This is a genomic window from Mobilicoccus pelagius NBRC 104925, assembly GCF_000247995.1.
In the GTDB taxonomy this organism is placed as follows: Bacteria; Actinomycetota; Actinomycetes; order Actinomycetales; family Dermatophilaceae; genus Mobilicoccus; species Mobilicoccus pelagius.
The window spans coordinates 28380-47036 of the sequence record NZ_BAFE01000030.1; the positions used below are offsets into that span (position 1 = coordinate 28380).

General features: G+C 73.3%; 19 protein-coding genes and 1 tRNA gene. 10 read left to right on the forward strand and 10 right to left on the reverse strand.

What is annotated here, in order from left to right:
• Positions 1-4: 4 nt before the first annotated feature.
• The 7 genes from MOPEL_RS05565 to MOPEL_RS05595 all read left to right on the forward strand — a co-directional run bounded on the left by MOPEL_RS05565 (position 5) and on the right by MOPEL_RS05595 (position 8431).
• The gene (locus tag MOPEL_RS05565; RefSeq protein WP_009481880.1) at positions 5-979 is read left to right on the forward strand and encodes an AAA family ATPase; all 975 of its coding nucleotides are present in this window, start codon (positions 5-7) and stop codon (positions 977-979) included.
• 2 nt (positions 980-981) lie between these two features.
• Complete coding sequence (locus tag MOPEL_RS05570; protein ID WP_009481881.1) at positions 982-2565, forward strand: DUF58 domain-containing protein; 1584 nt, start codon at positions 982-984, stop codon at positions 2563-2565.
• Positions 2562-4904 carry a transglutaminase TgpA family protein gene (locus tag MOPEL_RS17120; protein WP_040633045.1) on the forward strand — a complete coding sequence of 781 codons (2343 nt, stop codon included), beginning with the start codon at positions 2562-2564 and terminating at the stop codon, positions 4902-4904. The genes MOPEL_RS05570 and MOPEL_RS17120 overlap by 4 nt, the downstream gene beginning before the upstream one ends.
• Before the next feature lie 37 nt (positions 4905-4941).
• Positions 4942-6006, forward strand: coding sequence for a metal ABC transporter substrate-binding protein (locus MOPEL_RS05580; protein ID WP_009481883.1), 1065 nt, complete (start codon positions 4942-4944; stop codon positions 6004-6006).
• 41 nt (positions 6007-6047) lie between these two features.
• Positions 6048-6722: a metal ABC transporter ATP-binding protein gene (locus tag MOPEL_RS05585; RefSeq protein ID WP_009481884.1), complete on the forward strand. Its 675-nt coding sequence runs from the start codon at positions 6048-6050 to the stop codon at positions 6720-6722.
• Positions 6722-7801, forward strand: coding sequence for a metal ABC transporter permease (locus MOPEL_RS05590; protein ID WP_009481885.1), 1080 nt, complete (start codon positions 6722-6724; stop codon positions 7799-7801). Before MOPEL_RS05585 ends, MOPEL_RS05590 begins: the two co-directional genes overlap by 1 nt.
• Positions 7802-8029: 228 nt before the next feature.
• A complete protein-coding gene (locus tag MOPEL_RS05595; protein ID WP_009481886.1) occupies positions 8030-8431 on the forward strand; it encodes a Fur family transcriptional regulator in 402 nt (133 codons plus the stop codon).
• Between the two features lie 30 nt (positions 8432-8461).
• On the opposite strand, the gene MOPEL_RS05600 is transcribed toward MOPEL_RS05595, so the two are convergent.
• Positions 8462-8893 (reverse strand): ArsR/SmtB family transcription factor, encoded by a 432-nt coding sequence (locus MOPEL_RS05600; protein ID WP_083841754.1) that lies wholly within the window; start codon positions 8891-8893, stop codon positions 8462-8464.
• Positions 8894-8986: 93 nt separating this feature from the next.
• Here MOPEL_RS05600 and arsB point away from each other — a divergent pair, with 93 nt between their 5' ends.
• Positions 8987-10075, forward strand: coding sequence for an ACR3 family arsenite efflux transporter (arsB, locus tag MOPEL_RS05605; RefSeq protein ID WP_009481888.1), 1089 nt, complete (start codon positions 8987-8989; stop codon positions 10073-10075).
• Between the two features lie 90 nt (positions 10076-10165).
• Positions 10166-10594 carry an arsenate-mycothiol transferase ArsC gene (locus MOPEL_RS05610; protein WP_009481889.1) on the forward strand — a complete coding sequence of 143 codons (429 nt, stop codon included), beginning with the start codon at positions 10166-10168 and terminating at the stop codon, positions 10592-10594.
• Between the two features lie 306 nt (positions 10595-10900).
• On the opposite strand, the gene MOPEL_RS05615 is transcribed toward MOPEL_RS05610, so the two are convergent.
• The 5 genes from MOPEL_RS05615 to MOPEL_RS05635 form a co-directional block, all read right to left on the reverse strand.
• Positions 10901-10973, reverse strand: a tRNA-Ala gene (locus MOPEL_RS05615).
• A gap of 41 nt (positions 10974-11014) precedes the next feature.
• On the reverse strand, positions 11015-11680 hold the full coding sequence (locus tag MOPEL_RS05620; RefSeq protein ID WP_009481890.1) for a histidine phosphatase family protein: 666 nt from the start codon (positions 11678-11680) through the stop codon (positions 11015-11017).
• A complete protein-coding gene (gene rsfS, locus MOPEL_RS05625) occupies positions 11677-12093 on the reverse strand; it encodes a ribosome silencing factor (protein WP_009481891.1) in 417 nt (138 codons plus the stop codon). The genes MOPEL_RS05620 and rsfS overlap by 4 nt, the downstream gene beginning before the upstream one ends.
• Positions 12094-12215: 122 nt before the next feature.
• On the reverse strand, positions 12216-12833 hold the full coding sequence (gene nadD / locus MOPEL_RS05630) for a nicotinate-nucleotide adenylyltransferase (protein ID WP_009481892.1): 618 nt from the start codon (positions 12831-12833) through the stop codon (positions 12216-12218).
• Between the two features lie 14 nt (positions 12834-12847).
• Entirely contained in the window at positions 12848-13114 is a 267-nt protein-coding gene (locus MOPEL_RS05635; protein WP_009481893.1) for a hypothetical protein, read from the reverse strand.
• Between the two features lie 54 nt (positions 13115-13168).
• Here MOPEL_RS05635 and MOPEL_RS18820 point away from each other — a divergent pair, with 54 nt between their 5' ends.
• Positions 13169-14713: a glycosyltransferase family 2 protein gene (locus tag MOPEL_RS18820; RefSeq protein ID WP_083841756.1), complete on the forward strand. Its 1545-nt coding sequence runs from the start codon at positions 13169-13171 to the stop codon at positions 14711-14713.
• An 80-nt stretch (positions 14714-14793) separates the two neighbouring features.
• On the opposite strand, the gene MOPEL_RS05645 is transcribed toward MOPEL_RS18820, so the two are convergent.
• The 4 genes from MOPEL_RS05645 to proB form a co-directional block, all read right to left on the reverse strand.
• A complete protein-coding gene (locus tag MOPEL_RS05645; protein WP_009481895.1) occupies positions 14794-15486 on the reverse strand; it encodes a class I SAM-dependent methyltransferase in 693 nt (230 codons plus the stop codon).
• Between the two features lie 43 nt (positions 15487-15529).
• Positions 15530-16861: a glutamate-5-semialdehyde dehydrogenase gene (locus MOPEL_RS05650; RefSeq protein ID WP_009481896.1), complete on the reverse strand. Its 1332-nt coding sequence runs from the start codon at positions 16859-16861 to the stop codon at positions 15530-15532.
• Positions 16862-16900: 39 nt separating this feature from the next.
• A complete protein-coding gene (locus MOPEL_RS05655; protein ID WP_009481897.1) occupies positions 16901-17407 on the reverse strand; it encodes a GNAT family N-acetyltransferase in 507 nt (168 codons plus the stop codon).
• Between the two features lie 74 nt (positions 17408-17481).
• A complete protein-coding gene (proB, locus tag MOPEL_RS05660) occupies positions 17482-18609 on the reverse strand; it encodes a glutamate 5-kinase (protein ID WP_141631201.1) in 1128 nt (375 codons plus the stop codon).
• Positions 18610-18657 lie beyond the last annotated feature (48 nt).

The window sequence follows — 18657 nt, forward strand, 5'->3', positions numbered from 1 at the left end:
CCCCGTGGACCCTCGAAGCCCCTTCTCGACCTCCCACCCCACCGAGGCCCTCGACCGGGCACGGCGGCTCGGCCGGGAGATCGTCGCGGCCGTCGACGACGTCATCGCGGGCAAGCACGAGGTCGCCGAGATCGCCGTCACCGTCCTCCTCGCCGGAGGACACCTTCTCGTCGAGGACGTCCCCGGCGTCGGCAAGACGACCCTCGCCAAGGCCCTCTCCGCGGCGATCGGCGCCCCCATGCGCCGCATCCAGTTCACCCCCGACCTCATGCCGAGCGACATCACCGGGGTGAGCGTCTTCGACCCCGAGACCCGCGAGTTCCACTTCCGCCCCGGCGCGATCTTCTCGACGGTCGTCGTGTGCGACGAGATCAACCGCGCGACCCCGCGGGCGCAGTCGGCCGTGCTCGAGTGCATGGAGGAAGGGCAGGTGAGCGTCGACGGCCGCACCTATGCCCTCGGTCGCCCCTTCGTCGTCGTCGCCACGCAGAACCCCCTCGAGATGGCCGGCACCTACCCCCTCCCCGAGGCGCAGCGGGATCGGTTCATGGCGCGGGTGTCGATGGGCTATCCCGACCCCGACGCCGAGGTGGCGATGCTCGCCGACCGGTCTGCCGCGTCGACGGCCGTGGCCGCACCGGCCGTGACGAAGCCCGACGAGGTCGCCGCGGCGATCGTGGCGATCGAGGACGTCCACGTCTCCGCGGAGGTCCGCCGCTACGTCGTCGCCCTCCTCGAGGCGACCCGCACCTCCCCCGACCTCCGCCTCGGCGCCTCTCCCCGGGCGGGGCTCCACCTCGTCCGCGCCGCGCGGGCGAGGGCCGCCCTCGACGGCCGCGACCACGTCCTGCCCGACGACGTCCAGGCCCTCCTCGTGCCCGTCCTCGCCCACCGCGTCGTGCCCGCAGAGCGCGCGGGGGGGACGACGGAACCCGGCGCGCGGGCGGTGCGGGCCGCGGCGGCGCGTGTGAGGCCCTGAGCATGCGGCCCCGTCTCACGGGACGCGGCTCCGCCCTCCTCGGCGGCGGGCTGGCCCTCGCCGTCGGCGGCCCTCTCCTCGGCGTCCCCGACCTCACGCGGTGGGGCCTGTTCGCGCTCGGTCTCGTCGCCTGCGCCGCCCTGAGTGTCACCCTGTGTCGACCTGGCGTCGAGGTCGAGGTCCGTCCGTCGCCCGGCACCACGTCCGTCGGCCGCAGCACCACGCTCGCGCTTGCCGTCACCGCACACCGCCCCACACGGACACACCCGATCTCGGTGGCGATCCCGCCGGCCCTCACGGGCGGCACACCCTGCTCGTCCGTCCTCGTCGACGACGATCTCGGCCCGACCGAAACTTTGGACCTCACCCTGAGACTGAGGCCCACCAGACGGGGACTGCATCGCATCCCACCTGCGACGATCGACGTCGTCGACCCCCTGTGCCTCGCCCGGACGGCGAGCGTCGTCGGCACCCCCACGGACGTCCTCGTGGCCCCCCGTCTCCACGACCTCGACGCCCTCCCGGGAGCCGCGGTGTCGACGCGGCCCGGCTCCGCCGTCCTCTCCGCCGCGGCAACACCTGCCGGTGGCGTCCCCGCCTCCGCCCGCCCCTACAGCCCGGGCGACGACCTGCGACGCATCCACTGGCCGATGAGCGCCCACCGCGGGGAGCTCATGGTGCGGCAGGAGGAGCCCGAGGGTCGGCTCCACGTCACGCTCGTCCTCGACCCCTGGCTTGCCGACGGTCGACACCCCGCCCGCTTCGAATGGGGGATCGACCTGCTCGCCTCGGTCGTCGTCGCCTGCGACGAGGCCGGGGCCGACGTCTCCCTCGTCGTCGCCGGTCCCGGCCCCACGTCCGTCGCCGCGGGCCCCGCGACACCGACGGCACGCCGATCCGAGGGGAGCGTCGCGGACATCGCGGCCGGGACGAGCGCCGCCGGGACCTCCCGCGCCGGGGCGCTTCGGCCCGGTCCCACGGCAGGCGATGCGAGCTCCGCCGAGGCGGAGGTCGGTCGGGTGCTCGGCGTCGGCCGCGACGCCTGCCTGCGGGCGCTCGCCCTCGCCCCGACCCGTCCACCCGGCCGTGGACGACGAACCGCCCCGCCGGCCTCCCCCACGCCGGAAGGGCAGGAGACGACGGGACCGGAGCAGAGCGGTTCACCGCGGCGGGCGAGGGATGTCTCCGCCCGGACCGTCCTCGACCACGCGGGCTGGGTCCTCCAGGTCACGGGGAGCCATGCCTCCGACGGGATCTGCTCGTCGCTCGACACACTCGCGCCGGGAACTGCTGCCACGGTCGTCGTCGTCGCCGACTCCTCTGTCGCGACCGCGGGGTCGGGCGGGGCTCGGGGCGTCACGTCACGCGACGGCGCGGCCGAGCGGGGTCCGGGCCTCCGCCGTCGCCCGACGACCGCACCCCCTCTCGAGGACGGTGACGAGGCCGCCACCGCCCGGGTCGTCGCCGGACTGCGCGCAGCAGGAGCCCACGTCGTCGTCGTGTCCGAGCGCACGCCCCACGCGGAGGCGTGGCGGCAAGCCCTCGCCCCGCTGGAGGACGCACGCGTCGGCGGGTGGCTGCGATGACGGCGACGAACGGGAGCGCGGCCGCATCCGCGGGGCGTCGGCTCCCCGCCGAGGCACCACGCGGTGACCGCATCCCGACGCCCCGGTCCGTCGCGGTGTCGGGGGTCGATCTCGTGGCGCGATCCGGAGTGGCGGCCTCCGCGCTCGTCGCCGTCGCCCTGTGGGCCTCCGCCGCACCGATCGCGACGCAGTTCACCTCGGCGCCGTGGCGCACCCCACTCCTTCTGGTCTTCGTCGCCCTCGTGCTCACGGGGTCACTCGTGCGTCAGTGGTCCCGTGTGGCGACTCCGTTCGTGCAAGCCCTCGTCCTCGCCGGCGTCCTCACGGCCGCGTTCGGCGACGGTGCGGCCCTTTTCCGCGCCGTCCCCACCCCGGCGACGGTCGAGCGTGCAGGCGCCCTCCTCGACGACGCGACCCTCACCATCGCGACGAGCCCTCCCCCCGCGCCCGGCACGGTGGGCGTCGCGTTCGCGTTCGCCGCAGGCCTCGGGCTCCTCGCACTCCTCACCGACACGCTCGCCGTGACGCTGCGCCGCCCGCTCCTCGCGGTCGTCCCCGTCGTCCTGCCCGCGCTCGTCGTCGTCGCGGTGAGTGGGGAGCCGTCCCCGTGGCCGGCGTTCGTCGTCCCCGCCCTCGCCCTCGTGGGGCTCCTCCTGCTCGAACCGAGCCCGCCACGTCGTCCCACCCCGACGACCATCGGGTCCCCCTCGGCCGGTCGCGATGCCAGGACGGCGACGCGGGCGCGCCGGGTCGGCGTCACGGCCGTCGTCACCGGTGGCGCCCTCCTCCTCGCGACGGGCGGCGCGGCGCTCCTCCCCCACCACCGCCACCCGATCCTCGACCACCTCGGCGGTGGGGCGTCACGCGACCTCGCCCAGGTCGGCTTCACCCCCGCGCCCGATCTCCTCACCGACCTGCGCGACGACGACCCGACGCCGGTCCTCCGCTACCGCACGACCGATCCGACCCCGCCTCCCCTGCGCATCGCCGTCACGTCGGAGTACGACGGCGCGCGATGGCTGCCCGCGACCGCGGCGGCCGTCCCGACGACGTCACCGACCCTGCCCTATCCGCCCGGCCTCACCGTGCCCGCCGCCGAGCGCACCCTCACCGTCACCGAGACGCGCCTCGACCCGCCCTACCTCGCCGCCCCCGCGCCCCTCGTCGGCGGCACCGTCACCGGGTCTCGATGGGGTCAGGACCCGGTCACCGGCATGCTCGTCGTCGACCGCCGCCCCCGCCACTACGAGATGACATACCTCGCCGTGCCCCGCACGACGGCGGACGACGGCGGCCGCCGCACCCCCGACCTCGTCGACGAGCTCGACGCCACGACGGTCCGACCGGAGGTGTGGGAGGCGGCCGAGGAGGCGACGCGTGGGGCACGCACCGACCGCGAGCGCGCCGAGGCGATCGAGGCGTGGCTGCGGGACGAGGACCGGTTCACGTACTCCCTCGACCTGCCCGAGCCGCAGAGCGTCGACCCGATCGAGACGTTCCTCCACACCCGCACGGGCTACTGCACGCATTTCGCGACGACGATGATCCTCCTGGCCCGGGCACAGGGCATCCCCGCGCGTCTCGCCACGGGGTTCCTCCCCGGGACGCCCGACGGGGACTCTCGTGTCGTGCGTGCCGACGACGCCCACGCCTGGCCGGAGCTGTACCTGCCCGGTCTCGGCTGGACGCGGTTCGAGCCGACGCCCGCGACCCGCACGGGCGCCACGCCGACGGGTCGGCCCACCGCGAGACCGAGGCCCTCGGCCACCCCCACCTCGGCGCACCCCACGGCCGCGAAGGCCTCGCCGGGCGCCTCGACGACCCCTTCGACCGCACCGGGCACACCCGCGGGTTCCCCTCGCCCCGCAGACGACCTCCTCGGGCGCCTCGCCGCCGCGGCCCTCGTCGCTCTGGTCCTCCTCGCCGCCCTCGCGGCCCCGGCAGCCCTCGCGAGCGCCCGGCACCGACGCCGTCTGCATGCCGCATCCTCGCCCGCCGAGGAGATCGACGAGCACTGGCGTCGGCTCACCGCCGCTCTCACCGACCTCGGCCTCCCCACCGTCCCCGACGCCACCGTCCGGGCGAACGCCGCGACCTACGCCGAAGACCTGCACGACGAGGCCCGCGCAGGGCTCGACCGGCTCGTCGCCGCCGTCGAAGCGGGGCGGTACCGGCCCCCGGTGGATGCCCCGACCGCCGAGACCGCAGAGGCGGCGGGCCGGGACGCCGAGAGCGTTCGCGCGGCGGCCCTCGCCGGTGCGTCACGGCGCGTGCGGTGGCGGGCCCGACTGTGGCCCACGGACGCTCACTCTTCGGCCCCGAGCCTCCCCCGGCATTGATTTGACAATCATTCCCAATTGCGGGTTGTCTCGTCCCATGACCTTCCGCCGTACCGCCGCCCCCACCGCCGCTCTCACCGTCTGCGCCCTCCTCGGCGCGTGCGGTGCCCCCTCCCCGGAGAAGAGCGGCACGGGCGGCACCGACGGCAAGCCCTCCGTCGTCGTCGGGTTCTACCCCCTCCAGTACGCCGCCGAGCGCATCGGTGGCGACCGCATCCACGTCACCAACCTCACCCGCCCCGGCGGGGAGCCGCACGACGCGGAGCTCACCCCCAAGGACGTCGCCGCCGTCGCCGACGCGGACCTCGCCGTCCACGAGAAGGGCATGCAGCCCGCGCTCGACGACGCCGTCGCGGCCGAGAACCCCGACAAGGCCTTCGACGTCGCGACCGTCGCCCAGCTCGACGCGCCCGTCCCCGAGCCGGTCGCCGACCTCGGCGGCGACGGCCACGACCACGCGCACGGCGACGAGCACGCGCACGAGGAGGGCCACGAAGAGGGCCACGAGGGGCACGACCACGCACACGAGGGCGAGGGACACGAGGGCGAGGAGAAGGGGCACGAGGGGCACAGCCACGACCACGGCACGGTGGATCCGCACTTCTGGCTCGACCCGGTGCGGTACGAGGCGGTCGCGGCGGCGCTCACCGAGCGGCTGTCGCAGGTCGACCCGGAGGGCAAGGCGACGTACGAGGCCAACCTCGCCGACCTGCGCCGTGATCTCGAGGCCGTCGACGCCGAGTACGAGAAGGGCCTCGAGAAGTGCCGCAGCACGACCCTCGTCACCGGACACGCGGCGTTCGGGTACCTCGCGGCGCGGTACGGTCTGACGCAGGCGGCGATCAGCGGCCTGTCCCCCGAGTCCGAGCCCGACCCGGCCCGGCTCGCGGCCGTCGCCGACTACGTCCGCAAGCACGACGTGAGCACGATCTACGCCGAGACGCTCACGAGCCCGGCGGTCGCCGAGACGGTCGCACGGGAGACGGGCGCCCGCACCGCCGTGCTCGACCCCATCGAAGGCCTCACGAAGGACGGAACGGACTACCTCGGCCTCATGCGCTCCAACCTCGCCACCCTCCGCACCGGACAGGGATGTTCATGACCGCTGCCCCACCTCGCGGGCCCCGCCCGGCGGACACGCCGGTGATCGACCTCGTCGACGCCTCGTTCGGATACCGGCACCGGCCGGTCGTCACGGGCGCGACCCTGGCGATCCGCCCCGGCGAACGCGTCGCCGTCGTCGGCCCGAACGGCAGCGGCAAGTCGACGCTCGTCAAGGGCGTTCTCGGCCTCAACGACCACCTCGGCGGGCAGGTGCGCCTCTTCGGCACCCCGGCCGACCGGTTCCGGCAGCGTCACCTCCTCGGCTACGTGCCGCAGCGACACACCGTGTCGGCGACGGTACGGGCGACGGCCGGGGAGGTCGTCGCGAGCGGCCGCCTGCCGCGCCTCGGCCTCCTCGGACGCCCGGGCCGCGCGGATCGGGCGGTCATCGCCGAATGTCTCGCCGTCGTCGGTCTCGGTGACGCGGTCCACCGCGAGGTCGCCGACCTCTCCGGCGGGCAGCAGCGGCGCGTCCTCATCGCCCGCGCCCTCGCCGCCGGCCCGGAGGTGCTCGTCATGGACGAGCCCACCGCCGGCGTCGACGCCGCCAACCAGGTCGTCCTCGCCGAGGTGCTCGGCCGCCTCGTCGAGCGCGGGGTGACCCTCGTCGTCGTCACGCACGAGATCGACCCCCTCGCCTCGCTGCTCACCCGCGTCGTCACGGTCGACACCGGCCGCATCACCGGGGACGTCCCCGCTCCAGGAAGGGCCTGATGCTCCACTTCCTCACGTACGAGTTCATGCAGCGTGCGCTGCTCGCCGCAGTGTTCATCGGGGCGGCGGCGCCGATGGTGGGCATCTTCCTCATGCAGCGGCGCCTCACGCTCATCGGCGACGGCATGGGCCACGTCGCGTTCGCGGGCGTCGCCCTCGGCGCCGTCACGGGCACCCAGCCGGTGTGGACCGCGCTCGCACTCGCCGTCGCCGCGGCCGTCGCGATCGAGCTCATGCGGGCGCGCGGCACGACGACCGGCGACACCGCGCTCGCGATCCTGTTCTACGGCGGCATCAGCCTCGGCGTCGTCCTCATGAGTCGCGCCCCTTCGGGCGGCAAGAGCATCCCCGCGTACCTCTTCGGCGCGATCTCGACGACGAAGGACTCCGACGTCGTCGTGTTCGCGGGGCTCGCGATCGCCGTCGCGATCGTCACGTGGTTCCTGCGTCCGCGGCTGTTCGCCGTCGCGAACGACCCGGAGTTCGCCCGCGCGTCGGGGCTGCCCGTCCTCGCCCTCAACGTCACGCTCGCCGTGCTCACTGCGATCACGGTCGTCGTATCGATGCGGGTCGTGGGTCTTCTCCTCATCGCGGCGCTCATGATCGTGCCGAACGCGGCCGCGCAGGTCGTCGCGCGGAGCTTCGCGTCGGCGATGGGCATCGCGGTCGCGATCGGACTCGTGTGCAGCGTCGTCGGGGTCGTCGCGTCGTTCCAGCTCGACACCCCCTCGGGCGGCACGATCGTCGTCCTCGCCGTGATCGTGTACGCGGTGCTCGCGTCGGCGGACACGGCGCTCGGTGCCGTACGCGGGCGTCGCCTGCGGCGCGCGCCCGGCCACGAACACGCCCACGACCACCCGCACGTCCACGGCATGCCGGACTGCGAGCACCTGCCCGTCCTCCACGAGGACCACGTCGACTACGTCCACGACGGCCACCTCCACTCCCCCCACGGCGACCACTACGACGAGCACGGCCCCATCGAGCAGTGCGGCGACCACGGGCACGGACCGGGCCACGCGCCCACGCACGAGTCCGCGGCCGAGGTGGGGACGCCCCGCCCGTTCGAGCCGAGGTGAGACGCCGGGCGCCCTGACCGGGGCGCCCGCGTCGCCGTCCTCCCGCACACCTCCCACCGGTCGAGTCTCGTCCTCCCGCATCGGCGCCCACGCCGGTCGCACCCTCCTCAGCGGCCCGCCCTCGACTCGACGCGCACGGCCCGTGCCCCGCAGGCGCGGCGAGCCTCCTAGGGTGGGGCAGAGCCACGGCCCGCCGACGAGGCGGGCCAGGAGAGGAGACACGCCGCGATGACCGAGTCCGGACCCCGCACCACCCGGCAGCGTCGTGCCGTCGAGGCGGCGCTCCGCCGCACCGCCGACTTCGTCTCGGCCCAGGACCTCCACCTCACGTTGCGGGAGGCCGGCGAGCGCGTGGGGCTCGCGACCGTCTACCGCACCCTCGGCCTCATGGCCGAGACGGGCGCCGTCGACATGATCCGCGCGGAGGACGGCGAGGCCCGCTACCGGCTGTGCGCGTCGGAGGACCACCACCACCATCTCGTGTGCCGCGAGTGCGGCCGCACGGTGGAGGTCGAGGAGCCCGACGCGGAGCGGTGGGCGGAACGCATGGCCTCCGCCCACGGCTTCACCGACGTCTCCCACACCCTCGAGATCTTCGGCCTCTGCGCCGAGTGCAGCACCGCCTCGTGACGAGCCGCGGCCCGAACGCGTGAGCGACGCTCAGGCGCCCGTGGCCGAGCCGAGGAACCTCCGGGCCCGCTCGAGCGCGGCGGGTATCACGGTGTAGTGCGCCCATCTCCCCCGCTGCTCCCGGGCGAGGAGCCCTGCCGCGACGAGCTTCTTGAGGTGGTGGGAGAGGGTGGGCTGGCTGATCCCGAGCTCGTCGGGCAGGTGGCAGGCACACACGGTGCCGCCCTCCGCCGAGGCGACGTAGCCGAGCAGCCGGACGCGCGTGGGATCGGCGAGGGCCTTGAAGACGTCCGCGAGTGCGGCGGCCCGGTCGGCGTCCGGCAGCGTGGCCGTCGACGCCGGGCAGCAGGTCTCCGTGCCCCGAGGCGGGTCGCCCGCCGCGTTCTCGCCGGAGGAGGCGGGTGCCGCCTGCACCACCGCCGCTCTCACGAGACCGTCCGCTGGGGTGTCGTGCGTCGCCATGAAGGCGAGTCTAGGCACGCCACGCGATCGCATTGACGTACGTCGATACGACTGACACAGTTCGTATCGACGATCGTCGATGAAAGGCCCTCCATGTCCACCGACACCCGCACCGTCCCCGACGCACCCGTCGCGGCGCGCCTGTCCACCCTCGACCGGCACCTCCCCCTGTGGATCGGGCTCGCCATGGTCGCCGGACTCCTGCTCGGGCGCCTCGTCCCCGGGCTCGGCGAAGCCCTCGCCGCGGTGTCGATCGACGGCGTCTCGCTCCCCATCGCCGTCGGGCTGCTCGTGATGATGTACCCGGTGCTCGCCAAGGTGCGCTACGACCGGCTCGACACCGTCACCCACGACCGCCGGATGCTCCTCACCTCCCTGTTCCTCAACTGGATCCTCGGGCCGGCGCTCATGTTCACGCTCGCCTGGGTGTTCCTGCCCGACCTGCCGGAGTACCGCACCGGCCTCATCATCGTCGGGCTCGCCCGGTGCATCGCCATGGTCATCATCTGGAACGACCTCGCCTGTGGCGACAGGGAGGCCGCCGCCGTACTGGTCGCCGTCAACTCGATCTTCCAGGTCGTCGCGTTCGCCTTCCTCGGCTGGTTCTACCTCTCCGTGCTCCCCGGTCTGCTCGGTCTTCCGCAGACCGGTCTCGAGGTGTCGGCGTGGCAGATCGCGAAATCGGTGCTCATCTTCCTCGGCATCCCCCTCGTGGCGGGGTACCTCACGCGCCGCCTCGGTGAGAAGCGCTGGGGCCGGGAGGCCTACGAGCGGTCGTTCCTGCCGCGCATCGGCCCGTGGGCGCTCTACGGCCTGCTCTTCACGATCGTCGTGCTCTTCGCCCTCCAGGGCGACCAGATCACGACGCACCCGCTCGACGTCGCCCGCATCGCGCTCCCGCTCCTCGCCTACTTCGCGATCATGTGGGGCCTCGGATACGTCCTCGGCCGCGCCCTGGGCATGGGGTACGAGAGGACGACGACCCTTGCGTTCACCGCGGCGGGAAACAACTTCGAACTCGCGATCGCCGTCGCGATCGCGACCTTCGGGGCGACGAGCGGTCAGGCCCTCGCCGGCGTCGTCGGGCCGCTCATCGAGGTGCCGGTGCTCGTCGGTCTCGTCTACGTGAGCCTCTGGCTGCGTCGTCGATTCCCCGACGCCGTCGCCGCCGACGCCCGCTGACCCACCCCTCACCCGCACGCCCCGAGACCGCCGCGCCCCACCCAGCAGCGCCGCTCCACCGGATGCACCGTCCCACCGAGGAGACCCCCCATGAGCAGGTCACCCTCCGTCCTCTACGTCTGCGTCAAGAACGGCGGCAAGTCCCAGATGGCCGCCGCACTCATGAGGCACGTCGCCGGTGACGCCGTCGAGGTGCACTCCGCCGGGACACACCCGGGGACCTCGCTCAACGCGGAGTCCCGGCGCGTCGTCGAGGAGATCGGCGCGACGTTCTCAGGTGAGCACCCCAAGCCCGTCGACCCCGCCCTCCTCGACTCCGTCGACCGCGTCGTCGTCCTCGGCGCGGAGGCGCACGTCGAGGCCCCCGGCCGAGCACCCGATCGGGCCCCCGTGGAGGTCTGGGAGATCGACGAACCCTCCCTTCGCGGCGTCGAGGGCCTCGAGCGCATGCGTCTCGTCCGGGACGACATCCTCCGCCGCGTCCGCGCGCAGGCCGACGACCTCCTCGACGGGAGCTGAGACACGGTTCAGGCCCCGCTTCTGCATCGGGGCGCGCCGAGACGCGGAGGGATCGGCTCGAACGACGACCAGAACTCGCCCACCCGGCACCCCTCGCGCCTGTGACCAGCGGCGCTCCAGAACGGACGAGAGTTGTGGTTGTTCTCCGGCCCCGTCGAACGACGAGCCCTTCCCGGGCGACGGCCTGCGAGCGCGCTCGGCGTTCGCGCGAAGCGGAGCGATCACCCGGGGGGGATGCACTCGCGCCGGTCCGGAGGCAGAAACGACGAAAGCCTCCCGATCTCTCGGGAGGCTTTCGTCGTGCGGTGGAGCTGAGGGGATTCGAACCCCTGACCCCCTCCATGCCATGGAGGTGCGCTACCAACTGCGCTACAGCCCCGTTCCCAAGAGAACCTTTCGGCCCTTGAGCACCCGATGAGTTTAGCGCCCTTGCTCGTCGGCGCCAAATCGGGCTCGGAGGTTCCATCCGGAAAGTCGCCAGCTCCGGCCGTTCTCGCGGAGTTCGGCCCAGTGACAGTTGCCGAGTCCGGAGAGCATCGCCCACGAGGACGCCCGATCGAGACCGAGAAGGTCCCCGGTGAGCACGCGGGCGGAGACGCCGTGCGTGACGAGGAGGAGGGTGCCCCCGTCGGACACGTCGTGGAGGGCGTCGGCGGCGGCGGCGCCCACCCGCTCCCCCAGCTCTCCGTACGTCTCGCCGTCGACGCCTCGACGGAAGTCCTCGCTGCCGGCGAGCAGCGCGGCCGCGTCGGGGAACCGTTCGGTCATCACGGAACGCTCGAGGCCCTGCCACTGACCGACGTGGATCTCCCGCAGCCGGGGGTCGATCCGGAGGTCCCGGCCGGGAAGCGCGCGGAGGACGATCTCGGCGGTGATCCGGGCACGCTGGAGGTCGCTCGCGACGACGACGTCGGGGGCGTACGACGCGACGGCGTCGGCGGCCCGCTCCGCCTGGGCCCGGCCCTCGTCGGTGAGCGGGGAGTCGAGGTGCCCCTGCCACACCCCACGTGCGTTGTGCGCGGTGAGGCCGTGCCGGAGGACGACGATGCGTCGACCGGGGCCGGGTGCGTCGACCGCGGGGCTCACACCCCGACCTCGCCCTCGCCCTCGGGCTCGTCCGCGCCGGGCGACGTGGCGGCGCCGAGGCCCTCGAGAGGCACCCGCGGGCAGTCCTTCCACAGCCGTTCGAGCTGGTAGAACATGCGGTCCTCGGCCTGCATGACGTGGACGACGATGTCGCCGAAGTCGAGGAGCACCCAGTGCCCCTCCCGCTCGCCCTCCCGTCGCAGGGGCTTGACGCCGACCTCGTGCATCTTCTTCTCGACGCCCGACACGATCGCCTGCACCTGGCGGTCCGTGGGGGCGGAGGCGATGACGAAGACGTCGGTGAGGGCGAGGTGCTCGCTCACGTCGATCGCGACGATGTCGGTGGCGAGCTTGTCGTCGGCCGCGGCGGCGGCCTGTCGTGCCTGGGTGAGCGCCTCGGGCGTTGCAGCCACGCGGGGTCTCCTAAGGGGTGTCGAGAAAGGGTGGGGGGTGCGGGGCCGACCTCACCGGCGCCGGCGACGCCCACGCGATGGGCATGACGTGGCGGGAGTGTGGACGGGCCGCGGTGCGCACGTTACGTGAGCGCCGACCGCAGCGCGGCGGGGGCCGCGGCCGCAGGCGTCCCGGGGCGGCGGTAGAGGTCGTACTTGTCGATGTACTGGACGACGCCGTCGGGGACGAGGTACCAGACGGGGGCGCCGCCGCCGACGCGTGCGCGGCAGTCGGTCGAGCTGATCGCCATGGCGGGCACCTCGGTGAGGGTGACGCCCTTCTCGGGGAGTCCCTCGTCGCTGAGGACGTGACCGGGGCGGGTGACGCCGACGAAATGCGCGAGCTCGAAGAGCTCGTCGGCGTCCTTCCACGAGAGGATCTGCTGCAACGCGTCGGCACCGGTGATGAAGAACAGCTCGGCGTCGGGGTCGAGCGCGCTCAGGTCCCGTAGCGTGTCGATCGTGTACGTGGTGCCCGGCCGGTCGATGTCGACGCGACTCACCGAGAACCGCGGGTTCGAGGCGGTGGCGATGACCGTCATGAGGTAACGGTGCTCGGCCGGGGAGACCTTGCCGGCGTCCTTCTGCCACGGCCGGCCCGTAGGAACGAAGATCACTTCGTCGAGGCCGAGGAGGTGCTGGACCTCACTCGCCGCGACGAGGTGACCGTGGTGGATGGGGTCGAAGGTCCCACCCATCACCCCGATTCGCCTGCTCAGTGTCGGCGCCCATGGTCGTCACCGGTGGTGCCGTGACGGCCGTCGTGGCCGTGCCCCTCGGGGGCGTTGCCGTGGGCGAAGTCGCCCTGAGCGGGGCCGTGGCCACCCTCGAGGAGGGAGGAGGCGGTGTGGCGGAACATCCACACGAACAGGAGGAGGGCGAGGAAGACCCCGAGGCCGAGAACCCCGAAGGCCCACGCCGGCATCGGCAGGTGGACGTGGCCGTTCTCGGCGGCGGTCGCGAGTGTGAGGAACATCGACATGCAGTACAGCCTACCGTGAGGTCACGCCCAGGGTCGGTCACCTAACCTGTGCTCATGCACCCAGAGTTGTCGGTCGTCATACCTGTCTACAACGAGGAAGAGGTGCTCCCCCTCCTCGCCCATCGGCTGCGTCCGGTCCTCGACGGACTCGACGTTCCGTACGAGGTCGTGACGGTCGACGACGGCAGTACGGACGCCTCGGCGGTCATCCTCCAACGGTTGCGGCACGAGTGGCCCGAGGTGCGCGTCGTCCGGCTGCGCGCCAACGCCGGGCACCAGGCCGCGATCTCCGCGGGTCTCGCCCGGTCGCGGGGTCGGTACAGCGTGACGATCGACGCCGACCTGCAGGATCCGCCCGAAGTCATCGCCGAGATGCTGCACCTCGCGAAGTCCGAGGGCGTCGACGTCGTCTACGGCGTCCGCAACGACCGCAGCACCGACACGGCGTTCAAGCGGGGCACGGCGCGGGCGTTCTACGCGACGATGCGCGCCGTCTCCGGCACCGACGCCCCGCCGGACGCGGGCGACTTCCGCCTCATGTCGCGGGCGACGGTCGATGCCGTCAACGCCCTCCCCGAGCACCACCGGGTGCTGCGCCTCGTCGTGCCCGCGCTGGGGTTCCCCTCCGCGCAGGTCACGTACAAGCGTGAGGAGCGCGCGGCCGGGCACAGCAAGTACCCGCTCACGAAGATGATCAAGCTGTCCATCGACTCGCTCACGAGCCACTCGATGGCGCCGCTGCGGCTCGCGACATGGTGCGGTCTGCTCGGCGGGGTGCTCTCGCTGCTCATCCTCGTGTATGCCCTCATCTCGGTGTGGAGCGGTCACGCGGTCGCCGGCTGGGCGTCCACGGTCGTCACGGTCGCGGCGATCGGCTCGATCCAGCTGCTCTGCCTCGGTCTGCTCGGCGAGTACGTCGGGCGGATGTACACGATGATGCAGGGCATCCCCACGTACTTCGTCGCCTACGACTCCGCCGAGATCCGGCGCGACTCCCGCTCGCGCGTCGAGGCCGCGGCGGCCGCCGCCCCCCGGTCGACGCTGGAGCGGGTGCGTCCCGTCCCCGCCTCGGAGTTCCCCGGCGGCACGAGCGTCCACGACGAGGACGGTGCCGTCCACGTCGTCACCGGCGCGCGGCCCGACGCCCCGAGGCTCGTCGTCACCGAGGCCGTCGAGGAGTCCGCCGCGCAGGACGGCGTCGAAGCCGAGCCCGCCGTCGTCACCTCGGGGTCGCGCAACGACCTCACCCGCCGACACGACGACACCGCATCCACGTCCGACCGCGACGACGAGCGGACGAGCGCACCCACGGTCGACCCCGTCCTCACCCAGATGGAACGCGCCGCCGCCGTCGCCGAGGGCTCGGAGGCGCCGACCGACGCGTTCGTCACGACAGAGGGCGCGACCGCGACCGACGCGGTGGAGCGAGACGATGCGGACGACGACCGCACCGTGGCCACCGTTCCGCCGACGTCCGTTCTCCCCCGCATCGACGCCCCCGTGCTCGGTTCTGAGCAGGCGGCGCACCACGACGAGCGGCACGTCGCCCACCATGGCGGCCTGTCCGCCGAGGAGCGCATGGCCCGTCGCCTGCGCTGACGCTCGAGGCCTCCTCGACACACGAAGGGCCGCTCCCCGAGATGGGGAGCGGCCCTTCGCGCCTACCGGAGCGGGCGGTGTCAGACGCGACGCACGTCGGCGAACAGCGTGACGCCGGGGAGGTTCTTGACCGGCAGGTAGCGCTCGGCGGTGACGATGGTGCGAAGGCCGAGGTTGACGATCGGGTTCAACTTCTCGAGGTCGCTGCCGCTGCTCTTCTTGCGGCGCATCGCGACGACGGGGCGCAGGAGCACGTTCCACGACGTCATCGAACGGAGCTCGAAACCGGGGCGGTCGAGGAGTGCCGTGAGGGTCTCGCGGGTGTAGCGGCGCAGATGGTCGACGGCGACATCGTGCTCACTCCACAGCTTGGGGTCGCAGGGGACGGCGACGAGGAACCGGCCGTGGGGGCGCAGGACGCGCATGACCTCCTCGACGGTGCCCTCGTCGTCGGCGATGTGCTCGAGGACGTCGTACGCGACGACGAGGTCGACGGACTCGTCGGCGAGGGGGAGGCGGCTGGCGTCGGCGCGGATGACCGACAGGCCGCGTTCGGCGGCGACCTCGGCACCGGGGGCGCCGTACTCGAGCGGGATGGCCTTCCAGCCCATCTCGCGCAGAACGCGGGAGTTGCCACCGCCGGCGGCGCCGATGTCGAGGGCGGTGCCCGGCGTCATCCCCCTGAGGGAGGAGGCCAGGATGTGGCGCCGCTCGCGGTACCACCAGTGGTCCTCCTCGAGTGCCGCGAGCTTACGGACCTCGGTGGCTTCCATCGCTACGTCTTCCTCACTGCCTGTTCCGGGGGGACGTCCGACTCTACCGCGCCGCGTGGGGCGCGGCGGCGTCGGTCGGGTCGTCGTCGCCGCGGGTCTGGCCGTCGCCCTCGACGATCCACGTCGTCGTCGTGAGTTCGGGCAGGGCCATGGGTCCGCGGGCGTGAAGCTTCTGGGTGCTGATACCGATCTCGGCGCCGAAGCCGAACTCGCTGCCGTCGGTGAACCGGGTGGAGGCGTTGACGACGACGACGGCGGCGCCGACCTCGCCCGTCCAGCGACGGGCGGCGGCGCGGTCCTCGGTGACGATCGCCTCCGTGTGGCCGGTCGTGTACCGACGCACGTGGTCGAGCGCGGCGTCGAGGGAGTCGACGACGGCGATGGTCATCTCCAGGCCGTGGAACTCGGTGTCGTAGAGCTCTTCGGTGGCGGGCTCGACGGGCACGTCGCCGGCATGGGCACGGGTGGTGTCGTCCCCGTGGAGACGGACGCCGCGCGCGTGGAGGTCGGCGAGCAGCACGGGGAGGAGGGAGTCGGCGAGGTCGGCGTGGACGAGGAGGGTCTCGGCGGCGTTGCAGACGCTGGGCCGGTGGGTCTTCGCGTCGACGACGATGCGGCGCGCCTTGGCGTGGTCGGCGGCGGCGTCGACGTAGACGTGGCAGTTTCCGCTGCCGGTCTCGATGACGGGGACGATCGACTCGCGCACGACGGTGGCGATGAGGCCGGCTCCCCCGCGCGGGATGATGACGTCGACGAGCCCGTGGGCGCGCATGAGGGCGCGTGCGGCCTCGCGCCCGCCGTCGTCGACGGAGGCGACGGCGTCCTGCGGCAGGCCCTGCTCGGCGAGCACCCGACGGACGACTCCGACGAGGGCTGCGTTGCTGCGGGCCGCGGCCGACCCGCCGCGCAGGAGCACGGAGTTGCCGCTCTTGAGCGCGAGCGCGGCGGCATCGACGGTGACGTTGGGGCGGGCCTCGTAGATCATCCCGACGACGCCCATGGGCACCCGCACCTGGCGGATCTGCAGGCCGTTGGGCAGGGTCGATCCGCGTACGACGTCTCCGACGGGGTCGGGCAGCGCGGCGACGTCCCGCACCGCCTGGGCGATCGCTGCGAGGCGCGACTCGTCGAGACGCAGCCGGTCGAGGAGGGACTCGGGTGATCCGATCTCGCGACCGGCGGCGAGGTCGGCCCCGTTCGCGGGCAGCACCTCCGCCGCCGAGGTGTCGAGGGCGTCGGCGAGGGCGTGGAGCACGGCGTCCTTGCGGGCCCGGGTGAGTCCGGCGAGGACGCGGCCCGCCTCTCCCGCGAGGCGGGCGCGGCGTTCGACCTCGGCGGTCACGGCGGCATCCACGGGCGTCGTCTCGTCGGTCATTCCTCGTCGTCCTTCGTGTCGGGCGTGCGGTGGGGCCGGTCAATCGTCGGTGTCGATGCGCCGGATGAGGCGCGTCATGTACGGGCGGAACCCGTTCTTCGTGATGAGGCCCATGGCCTCCTCGTTGGTCGAGAGGGTCTCGATGCAGCAGTAGGAGATCTCGCGGCGTTCGAGTTCGCGACGGCACTGGTTGAGGAGCTGGTTGCCGATGCCCTGGCCGCGGTGGTCGGGGTGGACGACGAGCGTCTCGATCAGGCCGATGGCGTCGCCGAGGTTCATGACGGCGCCGGACTCGACGAACCGCATCGCGGCGTATCCGAGGAGACCCGCGTCGGGGTCGGCCTCATCGGCGGCGAGGTAGACGACCCCGTCCCCGTCGTTGATCCACGACAGGTACTCCTGGTGGCGGAGCTGCCAGGCCTCCTGGGGGTCACGCACCGGCCAGTCGCCGGCGGTGTACTCCTGGTAGCGCTGGAGGAGAAGCTTCCACAGCGGCTTGACGCGGGTGAGGTCCCGCACGTGGGCACGCTGGATTCGAACGGTCATGCCCAGACGGTAGCGAGGTCGGGTGCCCGGCGGCGACACGGGACCCCGGGCAGGGCGGGGCGGGGCGCAATCGTTCACACGAGGACGAGGTGGTCACGGTGGACGATCTCGCGGGCGTACTCACCGCCGAACACGTCGGCGATCCACGTCGTGGATCGGCCCAGCAGGCGCGGGAGTTCATCGCTGCCGTAGGCGACGAGGCCGCGGGCGACGCCGATACCGCGGCGGTCGACGACCTCGACGGGGGCACCCTCGTCGAAGGAGCCCTCGACTCGGACGATCCCGGCGGGCAGCAGGGAGGCACCACGGCCGCGGAGCGCGCGGACGGCGCCGTCGTCGACGACGAGTCTCCCGGCGGGGTCGCTCGCGTGGGCGAGCCACAGCATGCGGGAGGCGGGGCGGGTGCCGGTGGGGAGGAAGACGGTGCCGGCGTCGCGGCCGGTGAGGGCGTCGACGATCTGGTCGGCGCTCGTGAGGAGGGTCGTCACGCCCGCGCCGGTGGCGATGCGGGCGGCCTCGACCTTGGTCACCATCCCGCCCGTGCCGACCTTGGACCCCGTGCCGCCGAGGCGCACCTCGGCGAGGTCCTCCTGGCGTCGGACGAGCGGGATGCGGACGGATCCGGCCTCGCTCGGCGGGCCGTCGTAGAGCCCGTCGACGTCGGTGAGCAGCAGCAGCGCGTCGGCCCGGGTGAGGTGGGCGACGAGGGCGGCGAGACGGTCGTTGTCGCCGAAGCCGATCTCGTCGGTGGCGACGGCGTCGTTCTCGTTGACGACGGGCACGACGCCGAGACGCAGCAGGCGGCCGACGGCGCGGCGGGCGTTGCCGTAGTTCTGTCGGCGGATGAGGTCGTCGGCGGTGAGGAGGAGCTGCCCGACTGTGAGCCCGTGGGCGCCGAACGCGGCGGTGTAGGCCGCGATGAGCGCGCCCTGCCCGACGCTCGCAGCGGCCTGTTGCGTCGCAAGGTCGTTGGGGCGCGTCGTGTGACCGAGCGGGACGATGCCGGCGGCGATGGCGCCGGAGGAGACGAGGACGACGTCGGACCCGGCGAGGCGGCGCGCGGCGAGGGCGTCCGCGAGGGCCGTGAGGCGGGCGACGTCGAGGACACCCTCGGGGGTCGTCAGCGAACTCGACCCGACCTTGACGACGACGGTCCGTGCCTCCCGCACCCGCGCCCGCGCGGCCTCCAACGCATCACTCACGTCTGCGAGAGTACCGGCCGCGCAGGTCGGCCCGAGCGACGTGTTCGC

Coding starts and splice junctions, on each gene's coding strand:
- MOPEL_RS05570 (WP_009481881.1), top strand. CDS start 982: ATGCGGCCCCGTCTCACGGGACGCGGCTCCGCCCTCCTCGGCGGCGGG.
- MOPEL_RS17120 (WP_040633045.1), top strand. CDS start 2,562: ATGACGGCGACGAACGGGAGCGCGGCCGCATCCGCGGGGCGTCGGCTC.
- MOPEL_RS05580 (WP_009481883.1), top strand. CDS start 4,942: ATGACCTTCCGCCGTACCGCCGCCCCCACCGCCGCTCTCACCGTCTGC.
- MOPEL_RS05590 (WP_009481885.1), top strand. CDS start 6,722: ATGCTCCACTTCCTCACGTACGAGTTCATGCAGCGTGCGCTGCTCGCC.
- MOPEL_RS05595 (WP_009481886.1), top strand. CDS start 8,030: ATGACCGAGTCCGGACCCCGCACCACCCGGCAGCGTCGTGCCGTCGAG.
- MOPEL_RS05600 (WP_083841754.1), bottom strand. CDS start 8,893: ATGGCGACGCACGACACCCCAGCGGACGGTCTCGTGAGAGCGGCGGTG.
- arsB (WP_009481888.1), top strand. CDS start 8,987: ATGTCCACCGACACCCGCACCGTCCCCGACGCACCCGTCGCGGCGCGC.
- MOPEL_RS05610 (WP_009481889.1), top strand. CDS start 10,166: ATGAGCAGGTCACCCTCCGTCCTCTACGTCTGCGTCAAGAACGGCGGC.
- MOPEL_RS05635 (WP_009481893.1), bottom strand. CDS start 13,114: ATGTCGATGTTCCTCACACTCGCGACCGCCGCCGAGAACGGCCACGTC.
- MOPEL_RS18820 (WP_083841756.1), top strand. CDS start 13,169: ATGCACCCAGAGTTGTCGGTCGTCATACCTGTCTACAACGAGGAAGAG.
- MOPEL_RS05645 (WP_009481895.1), bottom strand. CDS start 15,486: ATGGAAGCCACCGAGGTCCGTAAGCTCGCGGCACTCGAGGAGGACCAC.
- MOPEL_RS05650 (WP_009481896.1), bottom strand. CDS start 16,861: ATGACCGACGAGACGACGCCCGTGGATGCCGCCGTGACCGCCGAGGTC.
- MOPEL_RS05655 (WP_009481897.1), bottom strand. CDS start 17,407: ATGACCGTTCGAATCCAGCGTGCCCACGTGCGGGACCTCACCCGCGTC.